We start from the raw sequence: 19,707 nt of genomic DNA, 5'->3' as shown, positions 1-19,707 counted from the left end.
CATAATCTTAGAACTCCATATTTAATCCAAACACGAATGACCTAGTTTGAGGATAAGTACCCCAATCTAAACCTTGCACCCTACCTGAATTTCCCCATTGGTTAACCTCTGGATCCAAGCCTGTGTATTTCGTCAAGGTAATTAAGTTGGTGGCTGAGATAAACGGAGCCAGTTTGTTAATTCCGATTTTTGACAAAGCTGGAGCTTTGATGTTGTAGGATAGGGAAATATTTTTCAAGCGGATATAACTTCCGTCTTCCACGAAATAAGAGGAGTTTTTCATGTCATAACCTGCACGAGGCACTTCAGTCACTTGACCAGGAACTCTCCAACGTTGAAGAACACGAGTGGATTGGTTTTTACCGTCGTACATACCTTCCATTTCCATTCTGGAAACGTTGTAGATATCATTTCCTTGAGTACCTTGGATAAAGACATTCAAGTTGAATCCTTTGTAAGCAAGGTTATTGGTGAAACCGAAAGTGAAGTTAGGGTTCGGATCGCCGATATATGTTTTATCGTTAACCGTTACCTTGCCATCACCATTGATGTCGGAATAGATCATATCTCCAGTTTCAGGATTTACGCCTTCACTGATATAACCGAAGAAACCACCCACAGGTCTACCTGCTTCGTTTCTTACTACGGTTTCATTGACATAATCTGTTGTTCTAGCATCGAAATAAACAGGTTTCAATACCAACTTGGTAAATTTATTTCTGTTGAAAGAGATATTAAAGCCAGAAGACCAAGTTAAGCCTTCCGATTTTAGGATATCAGCATTAATATTGGCTTCGAATCCACGGTTGGTCATCTCCCCTTCGTTTCTTTGGATTTGGGAGATATTACCACTACCTGGAAGATCTACCCACATCAACATATCGGTGGTATTCTTGTAGTAGTAGTCCAAGTTTACGGTCAATCTATTGTTGAAACCCGTAAAATCTAAACCTACACCAGTTTGAGTTGTTCTTTCCCAACCTAAGTCGATTGTTCTCAAGTTTTCAGGTGTAACAGAAGCTAAATCATTGGTTTTACCTTCTTCAAACCAAGGGGAACGGATAATATTATAGCGTTGTAGGTAAGCATAGTCACCAATACCAGATTGGTTACCTGTTTGTCCCCAACCTCCACGCAGTTTCAAATCGTTCATCCAAGGCACATCGCTCAGGAATTCCTCAGATGACAATCGCCAAGCTGCAGATACCGATGGGAACATCGACCATCTCTTGCTCGGGTGTAATTTAGAGGAACCGTCTGACCTTAAATTGGCAGTTACTAAGTATTTTCCGTCATAGTTATAGGAAATACGTCCGAAATAAGACATCATTGCCCAATCAGAAGCAGAAGATCCAGTACCTGTCCAAGAAATTTTATTGGCCACATTCAGGGTTTCGATCAAGTCATTTCTAAAGTGTGAACCAAGGATATAACTGTTGGTATAGTTTGAGCTTAACCAAGCCGTACCAGCCATGGCTTCGAAATTGTGTTTATCAAAGCTTTTGTTATAGGTCAAGGTATTATCAAACGTAATAACGGTGTTCATATTTCTAGAATCCGTTGCCTCACCAAATTGGTTTCTACCCCAAGAGGTAGACAATGGGTCTAAGAAAGTAGAAGAGAAAGCATTTCTTCTATCCAAAGCGAACAAAGTTTTGAAGTTCAATCCTGGAGTGATATGTACGGTTGCCGAACCCGATCCGATTAATCTGTTTTCACGGTTGCGGTTATTTCCAGTAGTCGCTAAGTTCTCCAATGGAGAAGTTACGTTCAAACCATAGAAGTTATTGTAGAATTGTTTCGGATTGAATGGATCCATGATTGGAGCAAATGTCGGTGTATTGATTGCAGACAAGACTACCCCCCCTCTATTGGAACCTGTACCTTCCACCATTCCATTTCCATTATAGTCTGCATAAGAGAAGTTCGCATTTACGGTTAACCAATCTCTTACTTTGTTTTCGATGTTACCTCTGAAGTTGTAACGTTTGTAGAAAGTAGAATGCACAATCCCTTTGTCATTTACATAGCCTCCCGAAAGGAAGTATTTGATTCTATCGGAACCATCTGATATAGAAAGTTGATAATCTTGGGTCAATCCATCGCTGAAGGTTTCATCGAACCAATCAGTTTGGTCGGTCAATCCATCAGGCAATTTCACGATTCCGATCTCGTCCATCAATTCCTTGTATTGAGCGGTATTCAATGGGGTAATCGAGTTGGTCACTCTATTTTGAGTAGCTAATGCATTTACAGTAATCTTAGGATTACCTACACGACCTTGTTTTGTAGTAATTAAGATAACCCCGTTTGCAGCTCTAGAACCATAGATAGAGGCTGAGGATGCATCTTTTAAGATTTGCATATCGGCGATATCATTTGGCGAAAGGAAGTTGATATTGTCAACAGTTACCCCATCAACTACATAAAGAGGGTCATTACTACCGTTGAAAGAAGTTGTACCACGGATACGGATCGAGGTTCCACCACCTGGAGCACCAGAAGGTTGAGAAACCGTTACACCCGCTGCTTTACCTTGAATCGCTTGGTTGGCATTGACAATTGGTCTTTCGTCCAGGTCTTCCAAGGATACAGAGGAAATAGCGGCAGTTACATCTTTTCTTTTAACTGCACCATAACCGATAACAACCACATCTTCGAGCGTATTTGTTTCCGGGCTCAAGGTAATGGTCATGTCTGTTTGTGCAATTACTTCTTGGCTTTTATAGCCTAGATAAGAAACTCGAAGTTTTGAATTAGCTGGAACATTCTCGAGTGTAAATAGTCCAGAGTTATCTGAAGAGGTCGATGTAGAACCTCCGATAACAGTGATGGTAGCCCCAATAATTGGCTCATTGTTGGCTTCGTCTATAACCTTTCCAGAAACTCGAATTCCATTTTGCGCAAGTGCAAAATTTGAAAAAACGGATATCATAAAAAGGAAAAGACCGATACTAACTTTAGTAAAAAGTTTCATACGTCTTATAATCAGTTATTAGATTAATATAATAATTTAGGGTATTCCTAAACTTCCCAATCCAAAGTTAAGCAGGGTGCTAATGTTTATTTAGCTTTTGAGGCAGGTCAAAACAAAAAAGTAACCGAAGTAAACCAATAAACATTGTTTTACAGGTCATTAGGCGCTTTTAAAAAGAAAAAAAGTAAAGGGTTTTGCTAATACTTTAGGTTACCAATCTCCTTAATTTGCTCATCGAAGTCTTCTTTGGTTCCTAAAACTTTGTTACGGACCTTCACTCGGTAGTTGTAAACGGTACGTAAGGAGTAGCGAAGGAAGCGAGCAATCTTGGTCGAATCAGAAATTCCGAGACGGATCAAAGCAAAAATACGGAGTTCAGAATTCAGCAATTCATCATGCTTCAAGGTCAACTGTTCTTCAGGTTTTAGGAGCTTGTTGAACTCTTGGATAAAGGTCGGATAAAGGTTCAGAAAGATCACATCGAAATTGTGATACAGATCGTCCAGTTCGGTCTTGATAAAATCTTGGGATTTCAGTTCCTTACTCAATTCATCAAATTGCTTATTGGAGATTTTCTTTAAGATACCTTTACGGGTATTATCTAATTTATCAATATAAGCAGAACATAACTCAAAAAACTGCGCCATGTATTCCTCCTTAATATGATTTGATTCCTGAAGATCTTGATTGACTTTTAACAATTGGGCATTCAGCCCTTGCAGTTCATCATTTAGATTTTTCAGGTCCTTTCTGGTTTTCTTTAGGCGCTTCATCTGCATAAACAGAATGATTAAGGCGACCAAAAGCAGGATTGACATGAGGGAAATGGTATACAGGAAGTTTTTGAGTTGGTTTTTATTAGCCTCTTCTTTTTCTTGGAATGCCGAGTTGATAATCGGATAAAAGGATGAGTTTTCTATCGTCCTAAACCTGACATTACAGAAAAGGGCATCTTCCATAGCCTCTTGAATAAATTGATAGGCTTTATCGATTTCATTTCTTTCGAAATAGACCAGAGCTAGACTTTGCATGGAGGCATTGTCCTTGACCGTGTTTTTTACATCGGTAATGGCTGATAAACTTAAATAATAGATCTGCTTTTCCTGGTCATCTTTGTTTTTATAGAGTAAACCCAAGAGGTAAGCGATTACCGCTCGTTCATGATGTGGTTCTTTGTATTCACTTAATAATTGCAATAATTCTGATTCCGCCTTATCGAAATTATTCCCAAACAATGCCCTAGTTGCAGAGCTTAAGCGATGTTCTCTAGAATCTGAAGGCAGTACATGGAGTAAGGAGTCGCGATAGACTTCACTTAGGCTGAAATAATTATAGTGATTGGTACTTTGTCCATAATGGGAATAGAAATCGGAAAAAGCGCGGTAATAATCAGCTTCCTGTTCACTGGATAAGCTTTGTCTTGGAATTCCCTTTAGGATTTCATTGGATTCGATAAAGCGACCAGCCGAGGAGTATAAACCCGCCAATTGGATATCGACCTCATTCTTTTTAAGGTTATCATTCAATTGCTGGGCTAACTTTTTGTTTTCATTGACATAATAGATAGCCGAATCGATCTGATAGGTCTTGAACTCATTATATAATTTCTCCTGAAAGTTGTATCGATCTGTAGGGGATTGGCTCAATTTAAGGTGTTGCTTGATTTCGAAGATCTTCATCAATTTTTCCTTTTCAAACTCAATCTTCCTGCCTAGGACTTTTTGGAGTTCTCTTTCAACCGAGTCTTTGGGACTGATATCCACAGCAGCTTGGGCAAAGGAAGAGGATGCTACCAGTGCCAAAAAATATATAAAGGAATAGCAAATTTTCTTTAATTCAAGTTTACTTATCATCATCTTCTTCCCACCAATCACTTTTCAAATCATCAATTTCCCTTCGGTCCTTTTTAGTAGGTCGACCTGTTCCACGATCTCTTTTCAGGACAGGAGCATGGAAAGACGATTTGAAAGCATAGGTTTCTTCTACAGGTGTGTGATCTTCATAGAATTGTACAGCCGTTTTGGCGTCAGACCTCCGTTCCAGCAATCCGGTCACTTTAAGGACCTTGCGTTCAATCCCTTTCTGAATGCTATAGGTTTCCCCAACTTTTACGATTGCTGATGGTTTTACATTCTGGCCATTGAGTTTAACTTTCCCTGCTTTGCAAGCTTCTGTTGCCAAACTCCTGGTTTTGAATATACGAATTGCCCATAAGTATTTATCAATCCGCAATTTGTCTGATGCCTCTGCCATCCTACAAAAATAGTCATATCTTCTTAATTTTGCCCCTTCTGTAACTTACATATCATTAAAAATCTCCATATTTGTTAATAATTTAAAATTACTTTTAAGAATATTATGGTAGATAATACAACCCTTCAAAAATTAATAGAAGAAGCTTGGGAGAACAGACAGTTATTAGAGTACAAAGAATACTATGAGGCGATTGAATTCGTAATCCAACATTTAGACAAAGGCGAATTACGTGTTGCTGAACCAGTTGGCGAGTCTTGGTATGTTAATGATTGGATTAAAAAAGCTGTAATTCTTTATTTCCCAATCCGTAATATGGAGGTGATCAAGAATGATCCATTTGTCTACCATGACAAAATGAAATTGAAGACGAATTACAAGGAGTTAGGTGTTCGTGTGGTGCCTGGTGCGTCGGCTCGTTATGGAGCTTTCTTATCCAAAGGTGTTATCATGATGCCTTCTTATGTCAATATCGGTGCTTATGTTGGTGAGGGTACCATGGTTGATACTTGGGCTACTGTAGGTTCTTGTGCACAGATCGGTAAAAATGTTCACTTAAGTGGTGGTGTTGGTATCGGTGGTGTTTTGGAACCTGTTCAAGCAGCGCCAGTAATTATTGAAGACAACGTATTCGTTGGTTCAAGAGCTATTGTAGTTGAAGGTGTTCGTGTGGAGGAAGAAGCGGTATTAGGTGCCAACGTGGTATTGACTGCCTCGACCAAGATTATTGATGTTTCAGGTCCGGAGCCGGTAGAATATAAAGGATTTGTTCCTGCACGTTCAGTAGTTATTCCAGGTTCTTATACCAAGAAATTCCCAGCTGGAGAATATCAAGTACCTTGTGCTTTGATCATCGGACAAAGAAAAGAATCTACCGACAAGAAGACATCATTAAATGATGCGCTTCGTGATCATAATGTAGCGGTATAACACGCTGATGCAAAGACCCTATATAGATAAAGAGGATTTGAATCAGGCTTTAGAGACCCTGAAGTCTGGTGGATTGATCTTGTATCCCACTGATACCATTTGGGGAATAGGATGCGATGCCACAAATCCAGAAGCGGTGGAAAAGATATTTGCATTGAAAGGAAGGGATAAAGGCAAGAGCATGATCATCCTTTTAGGCAATGACAATCAGCTGCAGAGCTATGTAAGCGAGGTTCCTGAAGTTGCTTATGAATTATTGGAAGCAACGGATAAGCCATTGACCATTATCTATTCTAATGCGAAGAACTTGGCTGCCAATGTGGTTGCTGAAGATGGCAGTATTGGGATCCGAGTGGTGAATCATCCATTTTGTGAACAGTTGTTACAAAGGTTCAGAAAACCTATCGTTTCTACATCGGCGAACATCAGTGGTGAAGCCTCAGCCAGGAATTTCGTGGAAGTCTCTGATGAGATTGTAAATGGAGTGGATTATGTTGTTAAATTTGGTCAACAGGATCCATCAAATGGCACGGCATCGACGATCATGAAATTGGATCCAAGTGGAAAATTTGAATTTATTAGAAAATAAATATGAAAAAGATTATCTCTTTACTGATCTGTGCGGTTGCATTCATTGCATTTAGCCATGCACAAACTGCCATCCAACCGGCAAAAGCTGGAGTAAGCTATGGCAAGAAAATAGATAAAAAAGGTGCTATCACTGTTAAACAACTTGAAAAGAACCTAGCTGGAACAGAATCCTATACTGGAAAAGTTCAGGGCGAGGTGGTTCAGGTATGTACGAAAAAAGGATGTTTCTTGACCTTGAAAACTGAAGAAGGCAAGGAGCCAATCATGGTACGTTTTACAGACTATGCTTATTTCGTTCCTCAAGATATCATTGGTAAGACAGTGGTATTGGAAGGTAAGGCAAAAGTGAAAGAAACCACGGTAGAGTGGCAAAAGCATTATGCTGAGGATATGGGCAAGAGCAAAGAAGAAATTGCTAAAATTAATCAGCCAAGAAAAGATATTTCTTTGGTTGCAGATGGAGTTCTAGTTGTAAAGTAGACACAAAAGACTTATTTTGGGGGCTGCAAATGAGAATTTGCAGCCTTATTTTTTTATTAATCTTACGTAAATGTCAGTTTTTCAGCCCGTTCCTTGTCAGAGCATTCGCCTTGGCAATCGACTCATGACTTTTGAAGTCCCAAGGATCATGGGGATTCTCAATCTGACACCAGATTCATTTTATGATGCTGGGCAGCATCAATCCTTAGACCTGGCATTGGAGCATACGGAGAAACTAATTGCTGAAGGGGCGGATATCATTGATATCGGCGCTTACTCAAGCCGACCTGGAGCAAAAGAAATAAGTCATCAAGAAGAATTAGATCGCGCTATACCAATTATTGAAGCCATACATAAACATTTTCCTAAAGCTATTCTATCCATTGATACTTTTCGTGCTGATGTTGCCGAAGCCAGTGTAAAGGCAGGGGTACATATCATTAACGATATTTCGGGTGGTAGTTTGGATCAGGAGATGTTCAATACCGTGGCTAGGCTTCAATTTCCTTATATTTTGATGCACATGCGGGGTACACCTGCAACGATGCAACAAATGACTGATTATGATGATGTCGTGAATGATGTAGCAGTAAGTCTGGGCAATAGCATTGCAAAGCTCAGGGCATTAGGAGTGAAAGATATCATCCTAGATCCTGGATATGGTTTTGCAAAGACCATTGAACAGAATTATGAACTTCTGATGCGCATCAATGAGCTTCATTATTTTGGATTGCCCCTCTTGGGTGGTATTTCCAGAAAATCTATGCTCTATAAAAAAATAAAATCTACCCCTGACCAAGTATTACCTGGAACTATCGCACTAAACACCTTGCTTCTAGAACGTGGTGCCCAAATATTGCGGGTACATGATGTCAAAGAAGCCAAACAATTACTTGAAATTTTTTATACCTAATCATTTTGAAGAAAACTAGAGACATAATCACGATAGGTTTTGCCTTATTTGCCATGTTCTTCGGAGCTGGAAACTTATTACTCCCCCCTTATATTGGAATACAAATTGGAGACCATGTTTGGATCACGATCTTAGCTTTTGGTCTTACGGGAATATTACTGCCCTTTTTCGGAATACTTTCCGTTGTCAATTCGGGCGATTCTTTTGAAGATCTAGGCACTCGGATCAACAAATTTCTTTCTCCTGTCTTAGGAACCATCATTATGCTCTGTATAGGGCCAATGATTGCCATACCGAGGACTGCTGCGACGACCTTTGAAGTTGGGATATTGCCTTCCTTTCCGACTGCGGATCCGCTTTGGACTTCGATCGCCTTTTTTGCTGTAACTTGGTTATTGACCATAGCACCTTCAAAAGTAGTGGACATTATCGGGAACCTTTTGACCCCGCTTTTATTAGTCTTATTATTGAGCTTAATTGCCATGGGGCTGTTCTCTCCTATGGGTGATTTCAGTGAATCTTCCTTGGATACAGCACAATCCTTTACTTTAGGTTTTGTGGATGGCTACCAAACATTGGATGTATTGGCTTCGGTAATTTTTGCGGGCATTATCATTACGGCATCTAAAACGAAAGGATACAACAGCGTAAAATCGAAAAATCAAGTGGTTATTGCGGCCGGAATATTGGCTGCTTCTTGCCTTTTCATCATTTACGGAGGATTGATCTATTTAGGGGCTACCTCTGGTATCGAAGATTTAGCCATTAAAAGATCGGAATTATTGATCCGTATTTCGAGAGCTATCATGGGACCATTTGGAACCATCGCCATTGCAATCAGTATCGCCTTGGCCTGTTTGACGACTGCCATTGCATTAACCTCTGCTGTAGGAACATTCTTTTCTTCCTTGACCAAAGGAAAATTGAGTTATAAACTATTGGTGACGGTATGTTGTATTGCATCTTGTGTGCTTTCCATTACCGGCGTAGATAATATTATCACCTTTGCTTATCCAATCCTTACTTTTGTTTACCCCATTGTAATTACGCTGGTTTTATATACGGTTTTCTTTGGCAGCTTTGTGAAGAACAAGAAGCCTTATGTAGCAGCATTAATCGGTTCCACCGTTATTGCCTGCTTATCATTGGCTAAGCACTTTAACTTATTAAGCGAAAATACGATTGCAACCTTGAATCATATCCCTTTCTTTCAATATGAACTAGGTTGGGTAGTACCTTCCTTTGTTTTGTTTGTATTGCTGATCCTCATCACAGGCACTGGAATAAAAAAAGAAGAAGCTAAATCATTATAACAGAAAAAGGCTGGTCCATGTGGCCAGCCTTTTTCTTTAATCCTTAAGGATCTCTATTATCTTACGATACTTCCAGCGGAGATATCGGTATTAGGTCTTACAAAATCCAAACGACCATCTGCATCCTCAGCCATTAAGATCATCCCTTGCGATTGGATTCCCTTAATTTCTCTAGGTTCAAGATTGACCAAGATGGATACTTGCTTACCTACGATTTCCTCAGGCGTGAAGTATTCAGCGATTCCGGAAACAACCGTACGCTTATCTATACCTGTATCGATGGTTAATTTCAAAAGCTTTTTAGTTTTAGCCACTTTTTCAGCAGTCAAGATACGACCCACACGGATATCCATTTTCATGAATTCATCGAAATTGATATTCGCTTTTTGTTCTGCTTTTGGAGCTGCTAGTGCATTGCTGGCTTTAGCGTTTGCTAATTTATTCAGTTGGAATTCCACTTGCTCATCGGTAATCTTATCGAACAATAATTGGGTTTCACCTAATTGATGTCCGGATTCCAATAAATCGGATTTTCCAGCTTCATCCCAATTCTTGGCAGCAAGGTTCAACATTTCAAAGACTTTCGTAGAGGTGAAAGGTAGGAAAGGCTGGCCTAATAAAGCAAGATTAGCAACGATTTGACTGGCAACGAATAATACGGTTTTTACGCGTTCTTCGTCTTGTTTGATTACTTTCCAAGGTTCTTCATCAGCCAAATATTTATTTCCTAAACGGGCAGCATTCATAAATTGAGCTAATGCTTCGCGGAATCTGTATTGGGATAATGATTGTTTTATTAGTTCTGGATAGGTAGCCAATTCATTTAAAACAGCCTGATCAGAATCAGTCAATGGCGAACCCAGCAATACCTTTCCTTCAAAGTATTTATGGGATAGTACCATCACCCTGTTGACGAAGTTACCATAGATAGCTACCAGCTCATTGTTTACACGAGCTTGGAAATCTTTCCAAGTAAATTCAGAATCTGAAGTTTCAGGAAGGATTGAGGTCAACATATATCTCAATTCGTCTTGTTTTCCTGGGAACTCTTCTAAGTATTCATGCAACCATACGGCATGGTTTCTTGAAGTAGATAGTTTATCGCCTTCTAAGTTCAAGAATTCGTTGGCAGGAACATTCTCAGGGAGAATATAGTCGCCATGAGCATGTAAGATTGCTGGGAAAATAATACAGTGGAAAACGATATTGTCCTTTCCAATGAAATGGATCAAGGTAGAGTTATCTTCTGGATTGGCTTGTTGTTTCCAATACTTCTCCCAATCTTTTCCTTCATCGATTGCCCATTGTTTTGTAGCAGAGATATATCCAATTGGAGCATCCAACCAGACATATAATTTTTTGCCTTCAGCTTCGTCAAGCGGAACATCGACTCCCCAATCCAAATCTCGGGTCATTGAGCGAGGCTGTAATCCTGATTTTAACCAAGATTGACATTGTCCGAAAACATTTGATTTTAATTCGTTCTTCTTGCCTTCAATCAACCATTTCTCTAGCCAAGGTTGGTATTTATCCAATGGCAGATACCAATGTTTGGTTTCTTTTAATACTGGTGCTTTTCCACTCAGGGTCGATTTAGGATTGATCAGATCTGTAGGGTTAAGCGAAGTACCACATTTTTCACATTGGTCACCATAGGCACCTTCGTTTCCACAATGCGGACAGGTCCCTACAATATAACGGTCTGCTAAAAACTGATGGTATTCTTCATCATAATATTGTTCTGAAAACCTTTCGATAAACTCTCCCTTTTCATAAAGATTCAAGAAGAATTCTTGGGATAGTTGATGATGGATAGGTTCAGAAGTACGGTGATAGATATTGAAAGCGATACCAAACTGTTCAAAGCTATCTTTGATCTGTTGGTTATATTGATCGATGATTTGTTGAGGAGTTACGCCCTCCTTCTTTGCTTTAATCGTGATTGCAGCGCCATGTTCGTCAGATCCACAAACATAAACAACGTCTTTGTTGTTTAATCTTAAGAATCGCACGAAAATATCTCCTGGAATGTAAGCCCCTGCAAGGTGGCCTATGTGAAGTGGACCATTGGCATATGGCAATGCAGATGTAATGGTATAACGTTGTTTACTGAATATATCCAATTTGATTGCAATTAATGATTAATATCGAGCTATTTCAGCTCAGAGAACAAAGATAAGGCAAATTGAAGTATTCTGCTATTCCTATGGTGATTTTCATGAAGAATACAAAAAAATAATTCCATATTTCTGAAAGTTTATCTTCTTGATCTATGTTAATGGAGGCTATTTCTGAAAATATGTATCTTCGTTTCAGTTACAGACACTTATTATTCAATATGAAAAATTCAAGAACAGATTTAGGTCTATTAATAATTCGCATAGGATTCGGATTGACCATGATTGCCTTTCACGGCCTACAAAAATTAATGGGTGGACCAGAAAAATGGACCGCTATTGGTAAATCAATGGGAAACTTAGGGATTGACTTTATGCCTACAATTTTTGGGTTTTCAGCAGGTTTGGCAGAGTCCCTAGGGTCTTTGTTGTTAATTTTAGGCTTATGGACTAGACCGGCAGCGATTGTTTTGGCCTTGACTATGCTGGTAGCGACCTTGAATCATCTTGCCAAAGGTGATGGTCTATCTGGAGCATCTCACGCGATTGAGTTCATGATCGTTTATATCGCATTCGCTATCATGGGTCCTGGAAAACTTAGTATCGACAAAAAATAATCAAAATAACAGTTATAAAAACAAAAGGGCTACGCAATATGCGTAGCCCTTGATATTTCTTTGAAATTGGATTTATCTAAACACAGTGGCATGCCAACTGCTTTTCATTGGAACTTCCCAATTGCTTTTCAATTCTTCTTCGGTTTGAACCAAATTGTTGAAGACAATGGTATCCGCATTTACTTCGCCCTCTTTGCATAAAGCTTCAAATACATCCCTAGACACCAATTGAATATTGTTTTCACTATCGCGGTAGCTGATCAAGGTTCTGTTGAACAAACCAATGTTCAGTTCTTCCTCTAATTCTTTCAATATCCTTACTGATTTATCAATCGAACAGCCCGTTACTTGAGCAATTTCTTCATCTACTGTCAATACAATAAATAGGTTATTGATAATTTCTGCCTTTCCAGCTAATTGACTACCATGAGCAGTCCATTCCTTGATAAAAGAATCTAATTTTGCTTGAGCGGTCTCATGCTCGGGTTGGGTAAAAAAACGATCTGCCTGATAAATCCAAACTTTCTTCATATCTCAATCTATTAATGAGTGTAATAAGGAGAAATCATAAGGTATACAATTACTCCTGTTACTGCGACATACAGCCACATAGGATAAGTGATGCGGGCAAGCTTTTTATGACGCTCATAGGCACCAGCAATCCCTCTAACAAAAGTAAATAATACGAATGGGATAATGACGATCGATAATATGATATGTGTCACAAGAATGAAAAAATACACATATTTAATCGCTCCCTCACCACCATAACTGGTCGAAGTGGAGGTCATGTGGTAAGCTACATACATCAACAAAAATAAGGAAGAGAATACCATGCACAACTTGATTAAGTTTTCATGCATTTTCACATTCCCTCTCTTGATAGCTGCAACAGCAATTACCAAGCATACTGCTGTCAATCCGTTGATCGTTGCATAAATTGGAGGTAGAAAACTTAATGGCTCTACATCATAACCCATCTTTTGAAGGTTAATGCCAAATAAGGCAGCAACCGCTAAAGGAATAATTACGGATAATGTCCAAATTATGCCTTTATACTTCTTTTCTTCTTCAGTCATTCCCATATTACTTTCTCTCTACTTTTAATGGATTATTTCTAACCTCTTCAACCAACTGTACTTTGATTTCATCTTCGAGACGATCTAATTCAGAACGAAGGCTGATATCATAGAAACCTCTGATTCTTTTTTCAGAGTCGATTAATACAAATTGATTGCTGATAATAAATTTTGTGCTATCCTCAGGTACAGGCATGGCTTCAATTAACATGGAAGACCTTGCAAATTCGAAGATATCAACACTGGGTTTATTCACGACAAACCAATGTGGATTCTTGTCCTTCTTGTAAGGCTCGATGTATTCCTCTAAATCCGTTGCTGAATCTTGCGGATCAACTGAAATTGAATAGAGCTCTACCTTAGGATTTGATTTGAATCTAGCCGCAATGGTACTCATATCATGAACCAATTGCTTGGATAGACCTTGATCTCTCGTATAAAATAAATGGACAACTGAAACGGCCGTATCAGTACCTAGGAATTTTACCGGTTTATTGTCGTAATTCACGAACTCAACCGGACTTAATTGATGGAATATGGTATCAGGAATTTCTCTTCCCATGACACGGCGCATTTCACCAGAAAGCTTTTTTTCGCCAAACACTGGTAGCTTAATGTACTCGTTTGAGCCCATTTTATTGACCAGTATATATAAAAAACCTGGCACAAAAAGAACAAGTGCCAGGATTATTAATTTTGATATATTTTTTGAACGAGTAGTTTTACTCATTACTTATATGCTTATTGATGTGGGAATGTAGGTTGATGAGTCATTACAGTGTTTAAATAACCACCTTCAACCAACATTAAAATAATGAAATAGATAATAAAGAAAAATACTACTGCACAAGTTACAATAAAGCTAGATTTCTCAAACTTTAAGTGCATGAAGAATGCAATAATATAATATGCTTTTACTAATGTCAATGCAATATAGATTGTATTAACTAGCATACCTTTTTGTAAGATTCCCCAGTGGTGTACAAAACCTAAAGCGATTAAGAATTCTAATGCTGTTAAAGCTAATAGAACAAAGAATACACTCCAGATACGTTTTTTATCCATTCCTTCGCCATGCGCATGCGCATCGTGCTCTGATATATGTTCGTGATTAGTCATGTTCAATGAATTTTAAAATAATTCTTACAAAAAATTATACTAGGTAGAAGAAGGTAAATACGAATACCCAAACTAAATCCACAAAGTGCCAGTATAAACCTACTTTTTCAATCATTAGGTAAGTTCCTCTTCTTTCAAACGTATTGTTTAGGGTCATGCTCAACACAATAATGTTCAACAATATACCGATTGATACGTGGAATCCGTGGAAACCTGTAATGGTAAAGAATAGATTAGAGAACTGCAATGCAGCTGTGTAAGAAATGTCCTTGGTGAAATAAGGTTGGAGAGCATTCACAATGGCATTATCATCCGTTAATCCAGTTGCTGGATTTTGACCGAACCAGAAGCCCATGTGATGTAAGTGGCTCCACTCTAAAGCCTGACAGCCGATGAACATAAGACCACCTAAAATAGTCCATAACATCCATTTGACAACCTCTTGCTTTGAATTTCGATGTCCTGCTTCCACGGCAAGTACCATAGTAACTGACGACATGATCAAAATAAATGTCATGATACCCACGAAAACCAAAGGCTGACCTGAATCTGCGATACCTGGAATAGATTGGAATACCTTATCCGCATCGATCCAGCTAGGTTGCGCAAATTTTTGAGCACCATAATAAATCAAGAATGCAGAGAATGTAAATGCATCTGATACTAGGAAAAACCACATCATGATCTTTCCATACTCTAAGTTCCAAGGTGATTTACCTCCGCTCCAAGGTCCTTGTTTTACCTTATCCAATTGCGATACTGTTGTACTCATTGTTTACTGTTATTGATTCAAAAGTAAGAAAACATAAATATAAATCCATAATAGATCTAGAAAATGCCAGAATATCGAGGCAAGTTCCATCCGGAAAATATTGTTATCTAAAGCAATCTTGCGAGTTGCTCCAATATAACATCTAACCAACACCAATACTCCGGCTATGATGTGGGCCAAGTGTAAGCCTGTAAATACGTATATGAACGATTGTGAAGCATTAGAGTTTACAAAGGTAATCCCTCTGTGAAACAAAACAGACCAAGCTTCAACTTGTAGCCAAAAGAACACAATACCTAATACTATAGTAATCAGTAAAAATGTCTTTTGTTTTGATATTTGATTAGCTTTTACCGCTTTATAAGCTAAGTGCATGCTAATACTACTTAATACAATTACTGTGGTGCTATAGATAAATGCATAAGGTAAGATGGTTTTGATCCCCTTATCTACACCACTAGCGGTATAAACTATAAATCCACTTGTCAAAGCAGCAAACATCATGAACATCCCGATCATTCCAAGCCAAAGATTAAACTTCTTAGCTTTTCTTGATTTTAGTAGTTCCTCATTCATCAACTCTTGCTTATCCATCGATAATTGTAAATCCATTTTTTATTTAAAAGGTATAAAGTCAAACAACAACACTAATTGAGTTAAGGGCAAATAAGCAAAAGAGGTAAACATAATCTTCTTTGCCGTACTGACCTCCATCTTTTGTAGGTGTTGAAACCCATACCAGGTGAAAAGTAATCCTCCTATTAAGGAAAGAATGGTAAATACCCATCCGCCAATTCCAAAATACATGGGAAGAAAACCAATTGGAATCATTAGCAGACATGAAACAAAAATGAACCATGCTGATAATTTATCCTTTCTCGTCGTAGGTAGCAATCTGAAACCTGCTCTTTTATAATCATCATCAGATACCCAAGCAATAGCCCAAAAATGGGGGAATTGCCAAAAGAACTGAATAGTGAATAACACCAGGGGTGTAATTACGATTGCCTGTTCACTAACCTCGGCGTAAGCTAATCCGAATCCTGCTGATTTAAATGCAGCGTAATATCCGATCAGTGGTGGCAATGCGCCTGGAATTGCTCCAACCCAAACAGCTATTGGTGATTTTTGCTTTAATGGTGTATAGACAAAAGCATAAAGGAAAATTGAAAATACAGATAGTAAACCTGCAATAAAATTCAATTCCACTAGGATCAAAGTCCCAGCTATTCCCATGAACACACTCAATATTAGAGCTTGTCCAGTAGTCATCCTTCCTGCAGGTAATGGTCTATCTTCAGTACGCTTCATTAATTTATCAAGATCTCTTTCGATAATCTCGTTAAACCCATTTGCTGCACCGGTAACCAAAAAACCTCCAATGGTCAACAACGCCCAATTAAACCAGATGATATCACCTTGCTGTGTAGCTCCAATCAAAAATGAAATGGAGGCAGAGAACACAACTGTTAGCGTAAGCCTCAGCTTGACAAGTTTGTTAAAATCTGAAATAAATTCCTTCATAACCAAAATAAATCCCTAAACCGTTGTTGATAATGCTTTCTCAGGTTTGTTAAGGATCAACAATAAATAATATTGTGAACCGACCAATAAACTTGCAATTACCAAATGCACTGTTTGTGCCACTGCGGGAACATGAAACCTAGCCAATATTATCCCTGACAACATTTGAATGCAAACTAAAACCAATGAAATCTTAGCATACTTGAATTGAAGTGTATTGATCAATTCAGAAGATCTTATCTTAAAGTATAAAAATACACTCAAGGCTAAGGTCACATATGCTAGGAATCTATGGGTTATATAAGGTAACCCAATAGAATCAATCCATTCGCTCCGTTGTATCCCCTGTTGATTAAGATGATCGATTATCTCCCGAACATCAGTACCAAATACCACTTGTATAACTAGAATTGCTAAGGAGATCAAGGTAATCCAAGTGAATCCTTTATTGGTATTCTTCATGAATGATGTATCTCGCAATTTAATAGCCCAGTAATAAGTCTGTATGGCAATACAAACAATTACTAAAGCCAACAACATGTGGATGGTAATGACCCAAGGGGTAAGATTTGTTGAAACAACAATCGACCCTAACCAGGCTTGTATAACAACGACAATAAGATTAAGAACGCTCCATATGACTATGGCTTTTTTCTTTTTCCAATAAGTAAAAGAATATATTGCTGTAAACAGCATACTGAAACCGGCTAAAACTCCAGTCAGACGATTAATATATTCAGTCCAAGTTTTTACAGCATTGAATTCTTCATGCTCATGGATTGTTTCATCGTGACGAATTTGATCTGCTAAGTGCGAATATCCAAACGCTTCAATCATTTTGGCGAAGCGTTCATTCTTCTTGATGCGACCTTCTACATAATGTTGCTCAAAGCCTTCAGGCAATTGAGAGACATCTGTAGGAGGAATAATCCTGTTAAAACATTTTGGCCAATCCGGACAGCCCATTCCTGAACCTGTACTCCGCACGACCCCTCCTGCTGTTATTACTAAGAAAAGAACGAAAATCGTGATCTTATTTATCCGTATAAAACGCTTTTCAGCTGCTGGATACATAGATCTCTCCTTTTACATTAAAAAGTATAAAGAGAGGTAGGTATGAACCTACCCTTCTTCTTCTCTGTTATGCTCACGATTGTAAACCTTTTGAGCTTCAATTCCTTCTTCATTTCCTTCCCAATCATGCAACAAGTTTGAACTCATTGTTTGAGAAAGTGGAGTACTTTGAGGAATGAAATCTAGGTCATGACCTGGTTTACTGTAATCGTAAGGCCAACGGTATACTGTAGGGATTTCTCCTGGCCAGTTTCCGTGAATATGTTCTACTGGAGTAGTCCACTCCAAAGTATTCGAATCCCAAGGGTTTTGCGGAGCACGTTTTCCACACCAAATTGATGCGAAGAAGTTCCACAAGAAAGCAACTTGTCCAACAGCTGAAACAATAGCAGCCCAAGTGATCAACAAGTTAACTGATACCCATTTTTCCATAAATGGAAACTCTGTGAAAGCGTAGTAACGACGAGGAACTCCATCAATACCCATAAAGTGCATTGGGAAGAATACCAAGTAAGCACCAATAAATGTCAACCAGAAGTGGAAGTAACCCAAACGCTCATCCATCATACGTCCGAACATTTTAGGATACCAATGATAAACTCCTGACAACATACCAAAGATTGACGCAGAACCCATTACCAGGTGGAAGTGAGCTACTACGAAGTATGTATCATGCAAGTTGATATCTAATGCAGCATTACCTAGGTACAATCCTGTTAAACCACCAGACACGAAGAAAGAAACCATACCAATTGCAAACATCATAGCAGGGGTGAAACGAATGTTACCTCTCCAAAGAGTAGCAATATAGTTAAAGGCCTTAACGGCTGAAGGTACAGCAATGATCAATGTGGTAATCATAAATACACCTCCCAAGAAAGGACTCATACCTGTTACGAACATGTGGTGACCCCAAACGATGAAAGATAATACGGTGATACCAACTAATGAATAAACCATCGCGTGGTAACCAAAGATTGGTTTACGAGAGTTTGTAGAAATAACCTCAGAAGTCAAACCTAATGCAGGCATTACTACGATATATACCTCAGGGTGTCCTAAGAACCAGAACAAGTGTTGGAACAAAATTGGGGAACCACCTTCGTTAGGAAGGATAGTACCTTGAACAACTAAGTCTGATAAGTAGAATGAAGTACCTACTGAACGATCAAAGAATAATAATACTACTGCAGAAACTAAAACTGGGAAAGATAACAAACCTACGATAGCTGTTAAGAAGAATGCCCAAATAGTTAGAGGCATTTTCCATAATTCCATACCTTTAGTACGCATGTTCAATACTGTAGAGATGTAGTTAACACCCCCTAATACTTGTGATGCGATAAATAAAGCCATGGAAATTAACCATAGGGTCATACCCAATCCAGAACCTGCGATAGCTTTAGGAACTGCAGATAGTGGAGGATAAATTGTCCATCCAGCTGATGCAGGACCACTTTCGATAAAGAAAGAAGCAACCATGATCACACAAGCTGTAAAGAAAAACCAGTATGATAACATGTTCATCAATGGAGAAGCCATGTCTCTAGCTCCTAATTGATAAGGGATTAATAAGTTACTGAACGTACCTGATAAACCTGCTGTAAGTACAAAGAATACCATCATGGTACCATGAATAGTTACCAAGGATAGGAAGAAGTCGGGTCTAATACGACCACCTTCTGCCCATTTTCCTAAGAAAACCTCAAGAATTGGAAACTCATGATCAGGCCATGCTAATTGAATACGGAATAAAATCGACAGGATCATAGCGAAAACCGCCATTATAATACCAGTGATCAAGAATTGCTTAGCAATCATCTTATGATCTTGACTGAAGATATACTTCGTCAAAAAGGTCTCATGATGATGATCATGTGATCCGTGATGAGCTGCGTCGTGCGATATAACTGTAGTTGACATATTCTATTTAAATTCTCTGTTATAT

At 38.6% G+C, this 19,707-nt stretch carries 19 protein-coding genes; 6 read left to right on the top strand and 13 right to left on the bottom strand.

From position 1 onward, the window contains the following. Window positions 1-7: 7 nt before the first annotated feature. The 3 genes from CKW03_RS02515 to CKW03_RS02505 all read right to left on the bottom strand — a co-directional run bounded on the left by CKW03_RS02515 (window position 8) and on the right by CKW03_RS02505 (window position 5,230). The gene (locus CKW03_RS02515) at window positions 8-2,977 is read right to left on the bottom strand and encodes a SusC/RagA family TonB-linked outer membrane protein (protein WP_093100557.1); all 2,970 of its coding nucleotides are present in this window, start codon (window positions 2,975-2,977) and stop codon (window positions 8-10) included. Between the two features lie 197 nt (window positions 2,978-3,174). Further along, complete coding sequence (locus CKW03_RS02510) at window positions 3,175-4,779, bottom strand: SusR family glycan utilization regulator (protein ID WP_197700968.1); 1,605 nt, start codon at window positions 4,777-4,779, stop codon at window positions 3,175-3,177. Between the two features lie 40 nt (window positions 4,780-4,819). Continuing rightward, window positions 4,820-5,230 (bottom strand): RNA-binding S4 domain-containing protein, encoded by a 411-nt coding sequence (locus tag CKW03_RS02505; protein ID WP_093100558.1) that lies wholly within the window; start codon window positions 5,228-5,230, stop codon window positions 4,820-4,822. A gap of 105 nt (window positions 5,231-5,335) precedes the next feature. Between CKW03_RS02505 and CKW03_RS02500 the strand changes: the two genes are divergently transcribed. The 5 genes from CKW03_RS02500 (at window position 5,336) to brnQ (ending at window position 9,457) form a co-directional block, all read left to right on the top strand. Then, a complete protein-coding gene (locus CKW03_RS02500; RefSeq protein WP_093100560.1) occupies window positions 5,336-6,160 on the top strand; it encodes a 2,3,4,5-tetrahydropyridine-2,6-dicarboxylate N-succinyltransferase in 825 nt (274 codons plus the stop codon). Between the two features lie 7 nt (window positions 6,161-6,167). Then, entirely contained in the window at window positions 6,168-6,749 is a 582-nt protein-coding gene (locus CKW03_RS02495) for an L-threonylcarbamoyladenylate synthase (protein WP_093100561.1), read from the top strand. Between the two features lie 2 nt (window positions 6,750-6,751). After that, window positions 6,752-7,231: a DUF4920 domain-containing protein gene (locus tag CKW03_RS02490; protein ID WP_093100563.1), complete on the top strand. Its 480-nt coding sequence runs from the start codon at window positions 6,752-6,754 to the stop codon at window positions 7,229-7,231. 70 nt (window positions 7,232-7,301) lie between these two features. Then, window positions 7,302-8,144: a dihydropteroate synthase gene (gene folP, locus CKW03_RS02485; protein WP_093100564.1), complete on the top strand. Its 843-nt coding sequence runs from the start codon at window positions 7,302-7,304 to the stop codon at window positions 8,142-8,144. A 5-nt stretch (window positions 8,145-8,149) separates the two neighbouring features. Next, window positions 8,150-9,457: a branched-chain amino acid transport system II carrier protein gene (brnQ, locus tag CKW03_RS02480; RefSeq protein WP_093100566.1), complete on the top strand. Its 1,308-nt coding sequence runs from the start codon at window positions 8,150-8,152 to the stop codon at window positions 9,455-9,457. Between the two features lie 56 nt (window positions 9,458-9,513). On the opposite strand, the gene metG is transcribed toward brnQ, so the two are convergent. Continuing rightward, window positions 9,514-11,580: a methionine--tRNA ligase gene (gene metG, locus CKW03_RS02475; protein WP_093100568.1), complete on the bottom strand. Its 2,067-nt coding sequence runs from the start codon at window positions 11,578-11,580 to the stop codon at window positions 9,514-9,516. Between the two features lie 215 nt (window positions 11,581-11,795). Here metG and CKW03_RS02470 point away from each other — a divergent pair, with 215 nt between their 5' ends. Beyond that, the gene (locus CKW03_RS02470) at window positions 11,796-12,191 is read left to right on the top strand and encodes a DoxX family protein (protein WP_093100695.1); all 396 of its coding nucleotides are present in this window, start codon (window positions 11,796-11,798) and stop codon (window positions 12,189-12,191) included. Window positions 12,192-12,263: 72 nt separating this feature from the next. Here CKW03_RS02470 and CKW03_RS02465 read toward each other — a convergent pair whose 3' ends face one another. From CKW03_RS02465 to CKW03_RS02425, 9 genes are read right to left on the bottom strand one after another with little or no spacing between them, the layout of a single operon-like run. Continuing rightward, entirely contained in the window at window positions 12,264-12,722 is a 459-nt protein-coding gene (locus CKW03_RS02465) for an ABC transporter ATPase (protein ID WP_093100570.1), read from the bottom strand. Between the two features lie 11 nt (window positions 12,723-12,733). Beyond that, the gene (locus CKW03_RS02460; RefSeq protein WP_236736556.1) at window positions 12,734-13,270 is read right to left on the bottom strand and encodes a DUF420 domain-containing protein; all 537 of its coding nucleotides are present in this window, start codon (window positions 13,268-13,270) and stop codon (window positions 12,734-12,736) included. A 7-nt stretch (window positions 13,271-13,277) separates the two neighbouring features. Further along, window positions 13,278-14,000: an SCO family protein gene (locus CKW03_RS02455; protein ID WP_093100573.1), complete on the bottom strand. Its 723-nt coding sequence runs from the start codon at window positions 13,998-14,000 to the stop codon at window positions 13,278-13,280. A gap of 11 nt (window positions 14,001-14,011) precedes the next feature. Next, window positions 14,012-14,389, bottom strand: coding sequence for a cytochrome C oxidase subunit IV family protein (locus CKW03_RS02450; RefSeq protein WP_093100575.1), 378 nt, complete (start codon window positions 14,387-14,389; stop codon window positions 14,012-14,014). Window positions 14,390-14,423: 34 nt separating this feature from the next. Then, window positions 14,424-15,161 (bottom strand): cytochrome c oxidase subunit 3, encoded by a 738-nt coding sequence (locus CKW03_RS02445; protein ID WP_093100577.1) that lies wholly within the window; start codon window positions 15,159-15,161, stop codon window positions 14,424-14,426. A 9-nt stretch (window positions 15,162-15,170) separates the two neighbouring features. Continuing rightward, complete coding sequence (locus tag CKW03_RS02440) at window positions 15,171-15,773, bottom strand: cytochrome c oxidase subunit 3 (protein ID WP_236736557.1); 603 nt, start codon at window positions 15,771-15,773, stop codon at window positions 15,171-15,173. 3 nt (window positions 15,774-15,776) lie between these two features. After that, the gene (gene cyoE / locus CKW03_RS02435; RefSeq protein ID WP_093100579.1) at window positions 15,777-16,685 is read right to left on the bottom strand and encodes a heme o synthase; all 909 of its coding nucleotides are present in this window, start codon (window positions 16,683-16,685) and stop codon (window positions 15,777-15,779) included. Window positions 16,686-16,700: 15 nt separating this feature from the next. Continuing rightward, window positions 16,701-17,759: a COX15/CtaA family protein gene (locus tag CKW03_RS02430; RefSeq protein WP_093100581.1), complete on the bottom strand. Its 1,059-nt coding sequence runs from the start codon at window positions 17,757-17,759 to the stop codon at window positions 16,701-16,703. 48 nt (window positions 17,760-17,807) lie between these two features. Beyond that, window positions 17,808-19,682, bottom strand: a complete 1,875-nt coding sequence (locus tag CKW03_RS02425) for a cytochrome c oxidase subunit I (RefSeq protein WP_373865677.1) — start codon at window positions 19,680-19,682, stop codon at window positions 17,808-17,810. Between the last annotated feature and the right edge of the window lie 25 nt (window positions 19,683-19,707).

The organism is Sphingobacterium mizutaii, assembly GCF_900187125.1.
Lineage (GTDB): Bacteria > Bacteroidota > Bacteroidia > Sphingobacteriales > Sphingobacteriaceae > Sphingobacterium > Sphingobacterium mizutaii.
The sequence above is the reverse complement of the archived record's forward strand: the minus strand, read 5'-3'. Positions and strand labels throughout refer to the sequence as shown.

Bases quoted from the DNA above. Each gene is read 5' to 3' on its own strand.
- CKW03_RS02440 (WP_236736557.1), bottom strand. From the start codon at position 15,773: ATGGATTTACAATTATCGATGGATAAGCAAGAGTTGATGAATGAGGAA.
- CKW03_RS02450 (WP_093100575.1), bottom strand. From the start codon at position 14,389: ATGACTAATCACGAACATATATCAGAGCACGATGCGCATGCGCATGGC.
- cyoE (WP_093100579.1), bottom strand. From the start codon at position 16,685: ATGAAGGAATTTATTTCAGATTTTAACAAACTTGTCAAGCTGAGGCTT.
- CKW03_RS02515 (WP_093100557.1), bottom strand. From the start codon at position 2,977: ATGAAACTTTTTACTAAAGTTAGTATCGGTCTTTTCCTTTTTATGATA.
- CKW03_RS02465 (WP_093100570.1), bottom strand. From the start codon at position 12,722: ATGAAGAAAGTTTGGATTTATCAGGCAGATCGTTTTTTTACCCAACCC.
- CKW03_RS02490 (WP_093100563.1), top strand. From the start codon at position 6,752: ATGAAAAAGATTATCTCTTTACTGATCTGTGCGGTTGCATTCATTGCA.
- CKW03_RS02505 (WP_093100558.1), bottom strand. From the start codon at position 5,230: ATGGCAGAGGCATCAGACAAATTGCGGATTGATAAATACTTATGGGCA.
- CKW03_RS02445 (WP_093100577.1), bottom strand. From the start codon at position 15,161: ATGAGTACAACAGTATCGCAATTGGATAAGGTAAAACAAGGACCTTGG.
- CKW03_RS02430 (WP_093100581.1), bottom strand. From the start codon at position 17,759: ATGTATCCAGCAGCTGAAAAGCGTTTTATACGGATAAATAAGATCACG.
- CKW03_RS02500 (WP_093100560.1), top strand. From the start codon at position 5,336: ATGGTAGATAATACAACCCTTCAAAAATTAATAGAAGAAGCTTGGGAG.
- CKW03_RS02425 (WP_373865677.1), bottom strand. From the start codon at position 19,682: ATGTCAACTACAGTTATATCGCACGACGCAGCTCATCACGGATCACAT.
- CKW03_RS02495 (WP_093100561.1), top strand. From the start codon at position 6,168: ATGCAAAGACCCTATATAGATAAAGAGGATTTGAATCAGGCTTTAGAG.
- CKW03_RS02460 (WP_236736556.1), bottom strand. From the start codon at position 13,270: ATGACTGAAGAAGAAAAGAAGTATAAAGGCATAATTTGGACATTATCC.
- folP (WP_093100564.1), top strand. From the start codon at position 7,302: ATGTCAGTTTTTCAGCCCGTTCCTTGTCAGAGCATTCGCCTTGGCAAT.
- CKW03_RS02470 (WP_093100695.1), top strand. From the start codon at position 11,796: ATGAAAAATTCAAGAACAGATTTAGGTCTATTAATAATTCGCATAGGA.
- CKW03_RS02455 (WP_093100573.1), bottom strand. From the start codon at position 14,000: ATGAGTAAAACTACTCGTTCAAAAAATATATCAAAATTAATAATCCTG.